General features: G+C 42.0%; 12 protein-coding genes and 4 tRNA genes. 7 read left to right on the plus strand and 9 right to left on the minus strand.

Features of this window, described 5'->3' with window-relative positions; all coding sequences use genetic code 11:
* The first annotated feature begins 377 nt into the window (after nt 1-377).
* Nucleotides 378-1,121: a NigD1/NigD2 family lipoprotein gene (locus K6V26_RS09095; protein WP_195437855.1), complete on the plus strand. Its 744-nt coding sequence runs from the start codon at nt 378-380 to the stop codon at nt 1,119-1,121.
* Nucleotides 1,122-1,237: 116 nt separating this feature from the next.
* Here K6V26_RS09095 and K6V26_RS09100 read toward each other — a convergent pair whose 3' ends face one another.
* The 4 genes from K6V26_RS09100 to K6V26_RS09115 all read right to left on the minus strand — a co-directional run bounded on the left by K6V26_RS09100 (nt 1,238) and on the right by K6V26_RS09115 (nt 3,037).
* Nucleotides 1,238-1,765, minus strand: coding sequence for a contractile injection system tape measure protein (locus tag K6V26_RS09100; protein ID WP_007656660.1), 528 nt, complete (start codon nt 1,763-1,765; stop codon nt 1,238-1,240).
* A gap of 12 nt (nt 1,766-1,777) precedes the next feature.
* On the minus strand, nt 1,778-1,915 hold the full coding sequence (locus tag K6V26_RS09105) for a hypothetical protein (protein WP_010803149.1): 138 nt from the start codon (nt 1,913-1,915) through the stop codon (nt 1,778-1,780).
* Nucleotides 1,916-1,986: 71 nt separating this feature from the next.
* On the minus strand, nt 1,987-2,391 hold the full coding sequence (locus K6V26_RS09110) for a LytR/AlgR family response regulator transcription factor (RefSeq protein ID WP_007656662.1): 405 nt from the start codon (nt 2,389-2,391) through the stop codon (nt 1,987-1,989).
* 196 nt (nt 2,392-2,587) lie between these two features.
* A complete protein-coding gene (locus K6V26_RS09115) occupies nt 2,588-3,037 on the minus strand; it encodes a helix-turn-helix transcriptional regulator (RefSeq protein ID WP_224265150.1) in 450 nt (149 codons plus the stop codon).
* A 597-nt stretch (nt 3,038-3,634) separates the two neighbouring features.
* Between K6V26_RS09115 and K6V26_RS09120 the strand changes: the two genes are divergently transcribed.
* From K6V26_RS09120 to K6V26_RS09135, 4 genes are read left to right on the plus strand one after another with little or no spacing between them, the layout of a single operon-like run.
* Nucleotides 3,635-5,113, plus strand: a complete 1,479-nt coding sequence (locus K6V26_RS09120; protein ID WP_224265151.1) for a hypothetical protein — start codon at nt 3,635-3,637, stop codon at nt 5,111-5,113.
* Nucleotides 5,106-6,992, plus strand: coding sequence for a contractile injection system tape measure protein (locus K6V26_RS09125; RefSeq protein WP_224265152.1), 1,887 nt, complete (start codon nt 5,106-5,108; stop codon nt 6,990-6,992). The genes K6V26_RS09120 and K6V26_RS09125 overlap by 8 nt, the downstream gene beginning before the upstream one ends.
* 25 nt (nt 6,993-7,017) lie before the next feature.
* Entirely contained in the window at nt 7,018-7,617 is a 600-nt protein-coding gene (locus K6V26_RS09130) for an eCIS core domain-containing protein (RefSeq protein WP_082207578.1), read from the plus strand.
* Nucleotides 7,618-7,626: 9 nt separating this feature from the next.
* On the plus strand, nt 7,627-8,913 hold the full coding sequence (locus K6V26_RS09135) for an ATP-binding protein (protein ID WP_046147091.1): 1,287 nt from the start codon (nt 7,627-7,629) through the stop codon (nt 8,911-8,913).
* Nucleotides 8,914-8,977: 64 nt separating this feature from the next.
* On the opposite strand, the gene K6V26_RS09140 is transcribed toward K6V26_RS09135, so the two are convergent.
* From K6V26_RS09140 to K6V26_RS09160, 5 genes are all read right to left on the minus strand, one after another.
* A tRNA-Arg gene (locus tag K6V26_RS09140) sits at nt 8,978-9,051 on the minus strand.
* Between the two features lie 37 nt (nt 9,052-9,088).
* A tRNA-Arg gene (locus K6V26_RS09145) sits at nt 9,089-9,162 on the minus strand.
* A 37-nt stretch (nt 9,163-9,199) separates the two neighbouring features.
* Nucleotides 9,200-9,273, minus strand: a tRNA-Arg gene (locus K6V26_RS09150).
* A gap of 33 nt (nt 9,274-9,306) precedes the next feature.
* Nucleotides 9,307-9,383 (minus strand) — tRNA-Arg (locus tag K6V26_RS09155).
* Between the two features lie 76 nt (nt 9,384-9,459).
* Complete coding sequence (locus tag K6V26_RS09160; RefSeq protein ID WP_224265153.1) at nt 9,460-11,772, minus strand: patatin-like phospholipase family protein; 2,313 nt, start codon at nt 11,770-11,772, stop codon at nt 9,460-9,462.
* Nucleotides 11,773-11,971: 199 nt separating this feature from the next.
* Between K6V26_RS09160 and K6V26_RS09165 the strand changes: the two genes are divergently transcribed.
* Nucleotides 11,972-13,630, plus strand: a complete 1,659-nt coding sequence (locus K6V26_RS09165) for a PAS domain-containing sensor histidine kinase (protein ID WP_007656727.1) — start codon at nt 11,972-11,974, stop codon at nt 13,628-13,630.
* A gap of 82 nt (nt 13,631-13,712) precedes the next feature.
* On the plus strand, nt 13,713-14,948 hold the full coding sequence (locus K6V26_RS09170) for a BamA/TamA family outer membrane protein (protein ID WP_048317255.1): 1,236 nt from the start codon (nt 13,713-13,715) through the stop codon (nt 14,946-14,948).
* Nucleotides 14,949-15,030: the final 82 nt, after the last annotated feature.

The raw sequence follows: 15,030 nt of genomic DNA on the forward strand, positions 1-15,030 counted from the left end.
TACTTTAGCCGCCGATAACGTTAGATTATCAATCATTTTGATACAGTCTCTCTTTCTTATAAAAGAAAGGTATTTTCACTTTTTTCGCTTCCCGTTGAGATTCAAACTGTCGTTCAAACTCTCTGCTTTTTATTTTTACCGTATTTTTCATATACTCTCTTTCCTTTTTTTACGCACATTAACAATCACGTTCAGGCACATGAAAAAGTGGCACAATCTTTCGCAGGACTACAAGGCATACCTTTTCTCTTTGATCAGGAGATACAATAGGTGTATAAATTTCTATTAATATATTTTATCAACTTCTCTTGCAGCATTTTCAGGCTCTTATCCATCTTCATTGGTATAAACATTTAATAATTTAGTGATATTAAGCTATGAAGACGTTGAAATTATTTTTAATGGCCACGGGAGTTTTATTTACTTCTTTAACCTTTCAATCTTGTTTGGATGATGATGATAACTATTATTATGGGTATCTAACGCCAAACGCCCTTGTGACAGTAAAACCGGTTAGTGATAACTCATTCTTCCTGCAATTGGATGACTCAACAACATTATTACCGGCAAATCTGACCTCTTCGCCTTATGGAGATAAAGAAGTTAGAGCACTGGTCAATTTCAGTGTAGTAAACGAACCTAGTGAAGGCTATACTAAAGCTGTCCATGTTAATTGGATAGACAGTATTCTGACAAAACAAATCGCTCCGGATCTGGGAGTGGATAACGATTCTGTATATGGAACAGACCCAGTCGAAATGATTAAGGACTGGGTAACAATTGCAGAGGATGGCTACCTGACACTCCGTTTCAGAACATTGTGGGGAGATCGTAACAAGGCTCATTTCGTAAACTTACTGGTAAGTAAAGATCCGGCCAATCCTTATGAAGTAGAGTTTCGTCACAATGCTTACGGAGATGTCTACGGAACGGAAGGTGACGGATTGGTCGCTTTCAAACTGGATGAACTGCCGGACACAGAAGGTAAGACTGTTAAGCTGAAACTGAAATGGAAATCGTTCAGCGGCGATAAATCGGCAGAGTTTGACTACTGCACTCGTAAATCTACTCCTGCAAAAGTAGAAATTACAGGCGATAAAAGTGTGCTGAATTTAAAATGAATAGTGTAACAGACGAAGCAGATTAAATCTGCTAAAACAAAAATGCTATGTCTTAAATGAGACATAGCATTTTTGTTTACATATAATAATGTCTTTTTTCTATATTAGAAAGAATATCAATTTCTCCAATTAACCCGTATAAGTTTTTCCTGAAAAGGATATTTCACCATTGAATATGACCAGGGAACTGAATCCAACAAAACATCGTAAGGTTTTTCTTCCATTTTCAGGTTCCAATAATCTGACATATCCTCCAATACTCCCTCCCGTCTCAGGAATGTTTCCTGAAAGCCTCTATTAGAAACATTTTTCATTTTACTCCAATTTATCTTTAGGCTGTTCAACAGTTCATCAATTAAAGAAGTTTCTTTACTTGTCAGTTCAATATTGCAAGGCAAGGGATCGGATAGCGGATAATTTAACATTATCTTAAATAACATTAATTCAGAATCTTTTACCTCTAATGAATATGTAGCCAGATACTGTAACAAAAAAATTCCCCGAATCTGCTTTTCTTTATCAATAAACTCTCTACGGGAATCCGCTAAATATCCTAACCGATAAAAAAACATTGGTAAAAAGGGAGTTGTTAAAACGATCCCGGCATTTTTCACTTTAAAAATCTGTGCATTTGAATTTTCCATTGTAATAATTTTTTATTGTTTACGTTCTAACTTATCATATGTGAATTCTATAGTTTCAAGTTCGACTTCATCCTTGTTGTTTTCCAAAAAAGCAGGTGCATCAAGTTTTATCGCATAAGCATCTGTAGTATCTTGTTTTTGTTCTACCATAATTATCGTTCTTATATTAACAATTTAGGTTACAATCTTCGTTTTATTCAATTGTTTTTTAGATCTGTTATTCAACTAATTGTTCCCAACATATTGAAATGAGATAACGCATCTTTTTTATATTGTCTGCCGATAGGGACCGTTTGATCGCCAATATAAAATATATTACCGATATAACCAACGACATGATTCTTGTTGACAATATAAGAACGATGTACCCGGATAAACAAATCTTTCGACAAATGTTGCATTGTATCCGTCAGTGTGTATGCAACTGTCGCTTTAGCACCTGCCTGTAAATAGAAAGTGCAATAACTGCCTGATGCTTCTATATAGAGGATATCACTAAACAATATTTTTCGGAAGTGATCCTGTATTCTGATAAATATACTATCCACTACGTTTCTATCCACACCTCCTACAACATTGGCTGTAGCCTCCTGTAATGTCCGTTCTTCAAAGTTGAGTGTATTCATTTTGTATCATATTAAAGAGGCTTTATGGGCCCCGGTTATGTATACAAAGGTACTAGGAAAGGGTGTCGGATAGTTCCAATGGATTTCTTATTTAATTTTACATATATTTGATTGATTAACAAGAGACTATAATTATATATTAAATGGTATAAGTTTACGATTTAAGAAAGAAATATATAATTTGAGAATACCTTTGTCAGGACTTCGCCTTCATTTTCTTTCTCCACTGCAAAGGAGGCATATGATGTCGGGTATTGAAAGCCAGATAGAATGATGATGACGTTTGAAAACCGACTAATTCAGAAACATCGATCACCTTTATATCTGAATTCAAAAGTAATATCTCCGCTTCATCCAAACGAAGAGCGGTTACATATTCAGGGAAACGCATTCCCAACTGCTGACTGAAATATAAACTTAACGAAGTCGCATTCATTCCTAGTCCACTTGCTAATATTTTAAGTGTCAAATTAGGATTATGCAAGTATTTGGGTGATTTTAATAAACGGATCACCTCCTCTTCTTCTTTTTCCGGAGTAAGTGGAATGGGGATCTTGTTCTTCTGTCTGGTTTTGGTGAAAAAATGGGGTAATAGATAAAAACCTATTTTACGTTTTACAGTCCGGTAAAATACAGATTGATTCAACAGATATCCACCTATAAAAATAGTTGATATATTATATAGAATATTACATACATAATAGGAAGTAAACATACTTATTATAGAAATAAGATAGAAACATAAAAGATAGAATAAGTCCTTTCTAATAAGTTGCATTTGTGGAGTATTATCATCATTTACTCCATTCAAAATACGTGGAAGATAAACTAATAATTGTACAGCTAAAGATAAATAGCAACCAATACGGAAATAGGGCCACCAGACAGAACTATTGAGTCCGAATTCAGACCAGCTATAAATTAGCTTATCGGGAACCGGATTGAACAAAGTCATCCCGATATAAACGCCGATCAAGACTCCAGGGAGAAGCAGATGCCGTCTCCATTGCCGTGGATCCGGTAACTGGTTAGTTATCCTGAAACGAAAATACAGGTAAAACAAAGGAGTAAGTAATGTGAAAGCCCAACTGTTCACGCTGGGAATAAGAGCGATCTTTTTGAAAAGAAAGAGTCCTTCATACCACTATTATAAAAAGAAACTAAACAAAGAACCCATGCTATGGAAGTTAAAAGTATGACCTTTTTGTTATATCTGCTATATTGTAGCAAACAAATCCCGGCAATGATTAAAACAGCCCAGGCGAGTAAGGAGGTACAAATAACTGAGTGGCTGATACGCTATTATCCCTATAACGGCATTGCTATGTTCGGTGGCAAGGCGGAGTTTACTAACCACCTGCATCATCGGCTGCTGATATTTATACGGAAACGTAACTACTCTTTCTACCTTTCAAAGGCGGAGTTGACCGTTAGCTTTCTTCTGGAAGTGTTTGGTCCGACTTATTATATTGATGTACTGAATACTATCTACTATCTCCAACCCTACCGTGCGGATGGTTCGCCTACGCATGATGGGTATTTCAGTCAGGAACTGTACCGCATCTTCTTGCAGTTGTCCCTACTACACCAACCAGCCGTAACAAAGGAAAACACTTTGTCCGTTGAAGATAAAGCATCGTCCGGTTTGAAAGATCCGACAGACATTATGGATATACTACAAGATGCTAAATGTAGCGATGCGGACAAACGAATGTTCATCCGCACAATCGTCAAAGAACAACCGGAGATACTCATCCAATGGCTCCGATTGGGAATAACCCCAAATATGACAGGAATAGCTATTGTAGCTGCTCTGATCGAGGTTGATACAATGAACTGTATGCTTGCCGCTCTTTCTTTTAACACCCTGCAAGCGGTAGAAGTGATGAGGAATTACCTGCGGCAACAATATTCAGAAGAAAGTGATTGGTTAAAAGGCATAACCGAAACTCAGTTGGAGCTTCTGCTCCGACAATCGGTACTGATGTGGATTCGGAAAGGATACTACCGGCTACCAAACAGATTCGACCAATTGTTGAATCTGTTTTATCAGGAATTGACAGGCAAGGAGGATGAAGCAATCGTTACCCGATTATCCGCCTCCCAGCCTTTGAAGGAAATAAAAGAAGGACTAGGTCTCGAACAGAGCGGAAGATGGAGTATTCAGAGACTACAAGAAATATTATCAGTGTCTGTCGTGACAGATGATATAAAACGCAAATTACTTGTCTGTTTTCTGGAACAATCGTCAAAGGATTACGCTGAAGCGGTACGACTGCTCCATGCATGTGGATTATCGAACTCCCTCTGCCTCCTGATAAGCCAACCGATATGGGAAGAAGTACTTCGACAGTCCACCGTCCGGCTGGTAGGACTCGAAAATACCGCCCTGTTATTGTCCCTCTTCGATGGATTGATGGCACACGAACGTGCTTTGTCTTCTTATTGGAAAGGAGGTTCAAAACCTTTGAAAGCTCGCCTACTTGTATGGTTGGTCGAAACGATACGGTTACAAGAGACACATAAGAAACCGGTAGTGGAATATATCCGTTCTTTATTCGCAGACCTTGTTGGCAGAGAAGAAATATCGGAGGTCATTCTTGCTCTTTGGCGAGAGATGGGACATACGGACTCTCCTGCCACAGAAGAAATCCTGCATCTGCTGGTGGATAATGAATCCCGGCAAATCCGGCTTATGAAAACCGATTACAAGGATGGATGACACTTCCATACCCTATGAGAATAAATCCGGTTTGTTACGACACACCATAACGGAACAACCGGCGAAGTGGATACACCTGCTCCGCGATTTGCCGCATGAGAGTCAATACATAACGGCAATCGCCGGATATGTACCTGCCCCGCTTATGCTACAGGGCATGGCGAAGACGGATTTCTACCAGACCTCCGTATTATCGCAGTTGATGGAGCAGCTGCAACATCAGGAGGAGGAATTGTCACGGATTGTCGGAAGCAGTCTTTCCCTGCCACTTGCACTCTCGAAAGCTCTGCTGCTTTACTTGCAGGACCGCGATACATCAGGCAGAACACTGACGGCTAACGAGATTGCAGGAAAGTTCCTTGCCTTCTTTTATTTCATACAAACCGGCAAAACAGATTATCACAATAATATATTATGGATATCATTTACCAATAAAATTATTTCAAATATGAGTAGTAGTGAAAACAACATGGCTTCAGACGATATAAACAAAATATTGTCGAATGCAAGCAACAGTGATGCGACATTCCAGCAATCTGTCAACTTCTTGATAGACCAACAACCGGAAAAGTTGCTGACTTGGTTAGAGAAGGATGCCAACCTGTCTGAAATAGAACGGATTGCTTTCGTTTCGGACCGGATAATGGCAAAGAGATGGACAGTCTGTTTGTCCACTACAGCCGGATTCGAACAAGCCGGTGTGTTCCAACGATTGACTTCCTGGTTTCTTGATGGTCCTTCCGACAGGATATCTGTCACCGGATTTATCCGGGCGTTGCTGTCATGGGTTAAAGAAACGGACTGGAAAAGGCAGACACCGGATGAAATGGAAGTGTTTTTCTTTTCCCGTCTGTTCGGTAAATCCAATATCTCGTTACCTTTGGAGAAGATCGCGGACAACGGCCTACCGGAAGATACCCGAAAAAGATGGCTGCGCAATTACATGCGTTTCCAACCGGAAGAATTGCTGAAATATATACAAAAAACGGTATCGCAAAATATGTTGCCGCCGGACAAATGGATAGCATGGCTGGATATCGAAGACTGGCTGCGTCTGGCGGCAAGCCTTTCTCTTTCCGACGCAGAGCTTTTCCGGCAGATTCTGGAACACTTGTCAAAAAGGAATACATTTCAGAAGAGCGAATTGCGACAGGCATTGGCTACCTACATCATAAAGAGCCGTACGGATGAATGGATATATGGAAGTCCCGAAGAAACGGTCCGTTCATGGGTGCAGTCACTGCCGGAAAAGAAGGAAGTCGTGAAGGAGGAATTATTGCTGCAACTCTGTGAGATGTTGCAGCTGTCAAAGGACGGGAGAGTCGGAACGGACGAAGCGACAGAAACTCCGGAATTCCTTCTGGTGGAAAATGCAGGCCTTTGCCTGCTCGCCCCCTGGCTTAGCCGACTGTTCGCTATACTCGACTATCTGGATGATGAACGGAAATCGCTCAGGAATACGGCTTTGAAAATCCGCGCCGTATTCCTACTTCAATATATCGTCTACGGAGAGGAACGGGAATACCGAGAAACAGAACTGGTCTTCAATCGGCTACTTGTCGGATTGCTCCAACATATACCGATCCCGAAACAGCTGCCTCTTACCAGTGAAGAAAAGCAGACCGTCGACTCCATGGTGGCAGGCATAAAGGCTAACTGGCCAAGTATGGACGGCACATCGGTAAGGGGCTTCCGCCAGAGTTTCCTTGCCCGCAGTGGTACATTGGAACAGCAGGAGGAACGGTGGCTGCTTACGATGAAAGAAAAGACACATGACATCCTGCTTGAATCCATCCCGTGGAGCTTCAGGCAGATACGCTTCCCGTGGCTAAAGAAATATGTACAGGTCATGTGGCACGAGAAACAAAAATTCCAATAAATTGACGGACCATAAAATATATAAAATGGCAACTGAAAAAGTATATCAAGAGAAGACAGCACGCACCATCCAGCAGAAACTGGATGGTGGCGGCACAATGCAATTCGTGGATAACCGTCCGATGAACCCGGTCTTGCAACAGGTGGAAGAAGACGAAGAAGATACCCTGCAAGGCAAGTTCAATCAAGCTCTCCAGCGGGAAGAGGATGAAGAAGACATGCTTCAAGGTAAATTCGAACAGCCAGTCCAGCGCGAAGTAGATGAAGACGAAGCCGCCCTGCAAGGCCGGTTTGAAGCTCCCGTTCAGAAAAAGAATGAAACCGGCATGCCCGACCACTTGAAAGTCGGCGTGGAAGAACTTTCCGGCCTCGCGATGGATGATGTAAAAGTACATTATAATTCGGACAAGCCGGCTACAGTACAGGCGCTCGCCTATACACAAGGTACGGACATCCATGTAGCTCCGGGACAGGAACAACACCTGCCCCATGAGGCATGGCACGTGGCCCAGCAGATGGCTGGCCGTGTGGAACCTACCACCGAAGTAGGCGGAATGCCGGTGAATGACAATGTCGCACTGGAACACGAAGCCGACGTGATGGGCGCAAAAGCGAACAGTCTTTAATGAAGAATTATGCGTGAGTATATTGAATGGTTCAACCAAGTATTAACTGTCGCCATCCAGCTTTACTTCCATCAGGAATCTGAGTACAAGCAGCTAAAGGATGTGTATCCGCCCCGAAACGGCTGGATGGAGGCGGTGACAGGACAAATGGACACCAATTTTGAAGAACGAATCGTTATCATGCTTGCCTTGATGCCCCATATCTGTCCGCAAATACTGGACATCTTCTTTGTGCAGAACAAGAACTTTGACCGCCAGTACACCGAGTTCGGCGGTTGGAAAGGTTTGTCGCACGGAGGATTCCTTCCTACGGGTGAAACCGCTTCATTCATCCTTGCCGGGGAGGACGTGGAGAAACGTAAGGAGGTTATCCATATGTTCTCAAAAAGCCACTGGTTCTACGGAAAAAATATCCTGCGGCTGGAAGGTGCAGGCGAAGGAGAGCCACTGCTCAGCAGCCAACTCCGTGTATCTGAGGAATTCCTGAGCCGCGTACAACTCGATGTAGAATATAAGCCCGATTATACCACCGGCTTCCCTGCCAAACGTATCACCACGGAACTGGACTGGGAAGATATGGTGCTGGACTACCAGGTGACGACTGAACTGGAAGAGATCAATACATGGATTTCTTCCGGTAAGACCATCATGGAAGACTGGGGGTTGTCGCGTATCCTGAAAGCCGGATATCGTTCGCTGTTTTACGGTCCTCCGGGTACAGGGAAAACACTCGCGGCGACATTGCTGGGTAAGAAGAATAATATGGATGTATACCGGATAGACCTATCCATGATCGTTTCCAAATATATCGGGGAAACGGAAAAGAATCTGGCTAAAGTGTTCGATCTCGCTGAAAACAGGAACTGGATTCTCTTCTTTGATGAAGCAGACGCCCTGTTTGGCAAACGTACTTCCACCAACACCTCCAATGACCGTCATGCCAATCAGGAAGTGGCTTATCTCTTACAGCGTATAGAAGACTTTCCCGGCATGGTCATTCTGGCAACAAACTTACGTTCGAACATCGACGAAGCATTCTCCCGCCGTTTCCAATCAGTGATTTACTTTCCAATGCCGACTGAAGAACTACGCGCTGAAATATGGCGAAAGATGCTGAAAGGTTGGCCGAAGGATGTAGACGAAGACCTGATTACCATGGCTGCCAGAACAGAACTTTCGGGAGGTTCGATAGCCAACGTAGTCAGACGGTGTGCATTAGCAACAGTAAATCAGAAAAATCAATCTCTGGATAAACTTATATTAAAAAATGCACTGCAAAAGGAAAAACTGAAATGATAAGAAGTAGGTATAAAAAGAAAAGCGTCGAGATGATAGTATCTCAACGCTTTTTATTTTTATGTGACCGCGACAGGATTCAAACCTGTAACCGGCTGATCCGTAGTCAGCTACTCTATTCAGTTGAGCTACGCGGCCAATCTTTATATTTCTGTTTAAACTTTAATTCGGATAGTGACCGCGACAGGATTCAAACCTGTAACCGGCTGATCCGTAGTCAGCTACTCTATTCAGTTGAGCTACGCGGCCAATCTTTATATTTCTGTTTAAACTTTAATTCGGATAGTGACCGCGACAGGATTCAAACCTGTAACCGGCTGATCCGTAGTCAGCTACTCTATTCAGTTGAGCTACGCGGCCAATCTTTATTTCTGTTTAAACTGTAATCTCGAATGGTGACCGCGACAGGATTCAAACCTGTAACCGGCTGATCCGTAGTCAGCTACTCTATTCAGTTGAGCTACGCGGCCATTGTTTCGTGATTGCGAGTGCAAAGGTAGTGTTTTCTTTTAAACTTGCAAGACTTTAGTACATCTTTTTTTCAATTTAATCTAACATTTTTGGATTGAAGATCAAGTAACCGATGTTCAGTCCGAAGTTGAAATTCTTTGCCGGATAACTATACCCATTGGCATACAGGCTGATAGAGGCAAAAGGTAACTGTAACACCAGGGCAGCCTCTCCCATGTACTTAAATGAATGAAGAAACTTGCCATAATAAGGAACTGCCATATAAGGATTGTCCGCATTAGTTTCTTTCTTTATTTCATATAAAGGAGCAAAGCCGTACAAGTCCAGACGGAAATGAAGTAATTTGCTAAACTTATAGATTGGTGAAATGCCTGCTGCAAAATACTGATTGGCCCGGAAAGCCTCATTGAAAACAATCTGGCTATGCGGCGTAGGCGTAAAAGCCGGAGCCTGCAATACCAATGCCGTATAGTTATTCATCAGGTTTTTGCTGGATATGACCAATTCTCCCTGGAATCCCAGATTGAAACGGTTACTTAATGTTTCATAGTGCTGCCACTCCCCTTTTAATTGAAGCCAACTGTAAACTTTCTTTCTGATTGACTGACTTTGGGATGTAGGAGACGGATCATAATTCTCAGTACCTGTAACATATTGAGCGATCAGGAACTGTTTCCGCCCGGCTATAGGATATTGTTTAGCATCCAGTGAATTCCGTTCTATACTCAGCGAACCGCTGAACAGATTGTACCAGCTATGATCGAATTTAGAATTAGGGAACAACATATTATTACTCTGAAAATAGTAATCATTCAATTGCCCGTATGCAAAACCGATTTCTGATTTTGCCCTGTTCAGGAACGGGAATCCCAGCTTTAGCTTCATATACAATTCTTTTTGTTTAATGAAGGCCGGTAACACATCTTCGTAAAACAGCGACTGACTTTCCTGATATCTTTTATCGGAATATACCCCCTGCCAGTTAAGATAGGTTGGAATCCTGGTCTGCAAATAGATTCGTCCGTTCAGCATAACTCCACTGAAAGAATTACCTACCTGAAAGTTAGAATTAACATCGGCGGCAAAACGGCCTAAATATTGATAACCCAATCCTAAAAACAATTGGTTTGCCTGATGCGATGAAATATTACCTCCGAAACCGACCGTTATTTCTTCTTTCATCTTTACATCCAGATAGAGGTCAAACTTTTTCTCCCTGCGATTGTAAACAGCATGGGGCATAATTTCCCGTATCTTCGAAGAAGTGAGCATCTTGAAATAAGCCCGCTTAAATTCTTCCATCGAAAATTCATGATTCATATCACGATGCAGTTGTGCCTCGATATACTTACGCTGCGATTCGGAAACGCCGGTTACATATATATTTTGAAAGATCAGCGGCGGCAAACTTTCCTTATAAGCAACCCTGCGCATATTAACTTCCGTAAGCGGAACCCTGCGGGGCACTCTTTGCTTGATCGAGTCAATCATACTCATCGTACGTTTATAACCGATATCCATCAATTCCTTTGCTTTTTGGAAGTCCAGCAATGAAACAGTCGGGAAACTGAATTTAACCATCATGCCATCTTCTTCCGGAACATCATAATCCGTTTTCTGCATAATCATCGTTTCCAATTGATTATAAGCATTATTGGAAGGTTTGTTATTTCCTCCGGCAACAGTCGATCCGAAAATAAAATCAGGATGAAAAGCCTCTTTCATCGGTCCGACAGGGAAATTATCGTAAATACCGCCATCAAACAGAGGAATGCTGTCTTTCCAGATCGGTTGGAAAAAGAAAGGGAAAGTCATGGAAGCACGGACAGCATCTCCCAGATCTCCGTTCTTGAATATGATAGCCTTTTTATTATAGATGTCAGAACCGACACAACGGAACGGGACAAACAGATTGTCAAAATTCCATCCGGCTTTAGCGGTAGCCTGCGAGAACAATGCCATAAACGCCTGATTCATCTGGATCGGATTGATAAGGCTTTGCGGTAAAAAGTTGGCCTTGATTTGCAATGAATCGGTCATATCAATAGAAAAATGGCCGAACTCAGGAGTCGGGTCCGGTCTTTTAAAGTAATATTTATATTCATTTTCTACGGTACCGGTCTGCCAGTAACTAAATTCTTCTGATAACATTAATTCCAGCATCTCATCAGGAGAATATCCCATGGCATATAAACTACCTATAATGGAACCTATAGATGTACCGGTTATATAGTCAATAGGTATATCATTCTCCTCTAAGGCTTTAATGACTCCGATATGCGCAGCACCTTTAGCTCCTCCACCACTTAATACCAGTCCCACCTTTTGCGCATCGGCCGCTTGCAGGACGATCAGCAAAAAGGTTACCAGAACAGCTACTTTCTTCATACTTTACTTTCTCTCAGTTTACAACTTCAAATGTAAAATTATTTTCTCAGACTACAAGGTGTGTGGCAGGCTTATTGTGTTAAGATTTAGTGCTACAATAGCGAAAATATTATGAAATTCAGCAGCATTCAGAGATTAATTAAAATATAAATGATAAATTTGCCGAAAATGAAAGGGTAAGACAAATAAATATCACTCTATGAACATACTTGTATTGATGAATTCTATACTATCAATGCTGCCAACAGGAACAGCAGGATACTTGGTGCTTATTTTGGTCCTCTTTATCCTGGTTGTTTTGCTAGCAATCAAAAACAGGAAACTCGTTTGTGAAAAGAAACGGTATAAAGACCTATTGGACGATATGCAGGAAAACAACAAAGAAAAAGAAGCGTTGTTCAGCCTCGATATCTTAGAGAATCTGCCTTTTCCCCTTTTTGTAAAAAATATCGACGATGATTATAAATACGTATTCTGGAATAAGGAAGCAGAGTTACAATCCGGTACTCCCCGAGAAGAGATAGTTGGACTTTCCGACTTCGACATTTTTGGTCCTGAACGAGGAATGCGATACCGGAAAATAGATGAACAACTAGTCAAAGAAGGGAAAAATTACAGGGCCGAAGAAGATTACGTAACCCCGGATGGTGTTTTGCATAATACGATTGTAAATAAATCCATCATAGCCCATGGTCATAGTCATTTGCTGTTGGTTGCCCGTTGGGATATTACCCAAATGAAAGAGTACGAAAGGGAACTCATCAAAGCAAAAGAGAAATTGGAAGATGCAGCTAAAACCCAGAACATGGTGCTCGAAAGTATTAACTTCGGACTCATCTATATAGATAAAGAATACCGGGTTCAATGGGAATCTACCACAAACTTGCATAAAATAGCCAAAGGCCGGCGTTATACTCCGGGAAAGGTCTGCTATGAAACAGTCAGGGGAAGAACGGAACCTTGTCCCCGTTGCGCTCTCAGTGAAGCTATAACAAAAGGAGAATCGGTCCGCCACGAATTTACCGAAGGAGACATAACGGTAGAGATCAGTGCCATCCCTCTTTTTGACCATACAGATACCAACATTGTTGGCGGACTAATGAAGGTCGAAGATATATCCGATAAAAAAAGGATAGAACATTTGATGTTTGAGGTGAAAAGAGCAGATGAAGCCAACCGTTTGAAATCGGCTTTCCTGGCAAATATGAGCCATGAAATCCGGACTCCCCTCAATGCAATCGTCGGCTTTTCCAACTTACTGGCAGAGACGGATGATCCTGTAGAGAAACAAGAGTTTATTCATATCATATCGACAAACAACGAACTCTTGCTTCAATTGATCAACGATATTATCGATATGGCAAAGATCGAATCCGGCTCCCTGGATTTTACCTATTCTCAGATTGATATTAATGAATTAATGGAAGAAATTTGCAGCCAGATGATTTTAAAGAACAAATCCGAAGCTGTCAGCATTTCATTTGACGAGAAATTGCCTCAATGCCTGATTTACACAGACCGTAACCGGCTGATGCAAGTCATGATCAACTTCCTGACAAATGCCCTGAAGTTTACACCTGAAGGGGCTGTCTCTTTTGGGTATACGATCGAAGAATCAGGCAAAGCCATTCGTTTTTATGTAAAAGATACCGGAATAGGTATACCTCAGGATAAGAAAGATAAGATTTTCGACCGCTTTGTCAAACTGAATACATTCGCCCAGGGAACAGGTTTGGGGCTTCCTATCTGCGCCATGATTGCCGAAAAGTTCGGAGGAAGCATCGGAGTGGAATCAGAAGAAGGCAAAGGCTCTCTGTTCTGGTTAAGCATTCCAATGAAAGAATCTGAAGAAACCTAAAGTATTCCAAAGGCTGTGAACAAAAAAGGTGTTGGTATGTTTTCTTTTTCATACTTTTGCAACCTAAAATAAAGAACAGTCAATGTTTAAACATTTAATCGCTTTTACAGGAGTACTCCTGTTTGTCTCTGTTTTGCCGGGAAAGGCACAGAACTTAACGCCGAACGACACTGTCTCAAAAGAGGTTGTTATTGTTGATGGGCAACAGCTTAACGAAAAGCAATTGCAACGTTATTACCGTCAGTTACGCAAAGATTCCATCAGGGCCCATAAAAAGATCTGGTGGTCTGTCCTGGGTGGTCCGTCCTATACTCCGGAAGCATCGCTAGGTGTCGGAGGTGCCGTACTGGCCAGTTTCAGGATGAACAAAAACGATACGATTTCGCAGCGTTCTTTCCTTCCGGCAGGAATCAACCTCTCAATAAACGGTACGATCGTGGTGGCAGGAGCCGGAACTTTCTTCTTTAACCAGAATAAGTTCCGTATTTATGCCAGCTACGGATACAGGAACGAACCGGCCCATTATTACGGCAAAGGCTATGAAACCATTGAACATGTAGACAGAAGCGACTCGACAACCCGCTACCATAGAAGTTATTTCCAGATATATCCCCGTTTTGTCTGGGAAGTCCGTCCGCATTTTTACTTGGGAGGACTGTTCGATATCAACTTTACAAATGCATCGGATATAAATCCGGTGATGGAGCAAGACTACTATTTCAATCAGTTCAAACGGAAATACCTGAACGTGGGAATCGGAGGCTTGATTCAATACGACACAAGAAACGATGTCGCCACCCCCACAAAAGGAGTCTTGTTAAGCGGGAATATGAAAGCATTCGGAAAATATCTCGGAGGTGCCTATAACTACGAAATACTGGAACTTGAATACCGGCATTTTGTGAATGTATTCCGCCCAAGAAGTACCCTGGCATGGATTGCTAAAAGCCAGATAGGCATGGGAGATGTCCCCTACTCCGAATTACCCTCTTTCGGTTCGCCCTTCGACCTGCGCGGATATTACTGGGGTAAATACCGGGATAAATCCATGGCCTATGGCATATTGGAATACCGCCACATGTTCGGCTCACCGGAAAAATACAAAAGCGGAAACTTCTGGGCTAAATGCGGTTTTGTTGCCTGGATGGGAACCGGAACAATCGGTGACACTCCGTTCGACTGGAATAAATGGAAGCTGAATTTTGGTGCCGGATTACGTGTGCAAATGCAACCGGGCAAGAACTTCAGACTCGACATCGGTAAAGAGCCGGGACTGGATGGAGTTCAGGTTTATATGAACATGACAGAGGCATTTTAACCGAATCTTCATTTTAGCCTTAGTAGGCTATTTGTCAATCGATTACAGTTTCCTCGTAATTCCCTCTTTGGAAACTTCAGTT

The sequence above is a fragment of the Parabacteroides goldsteinii genome (genome assembly GCF_020091425.1).
In the GTDB taxonomy this organism is placed as follows: Bacteria; Bacteroidota; Bacteroidia; order Bacteroidales; family Tannerellaceae; genus Parabacteroides; species Parabacteroides goldsteinii.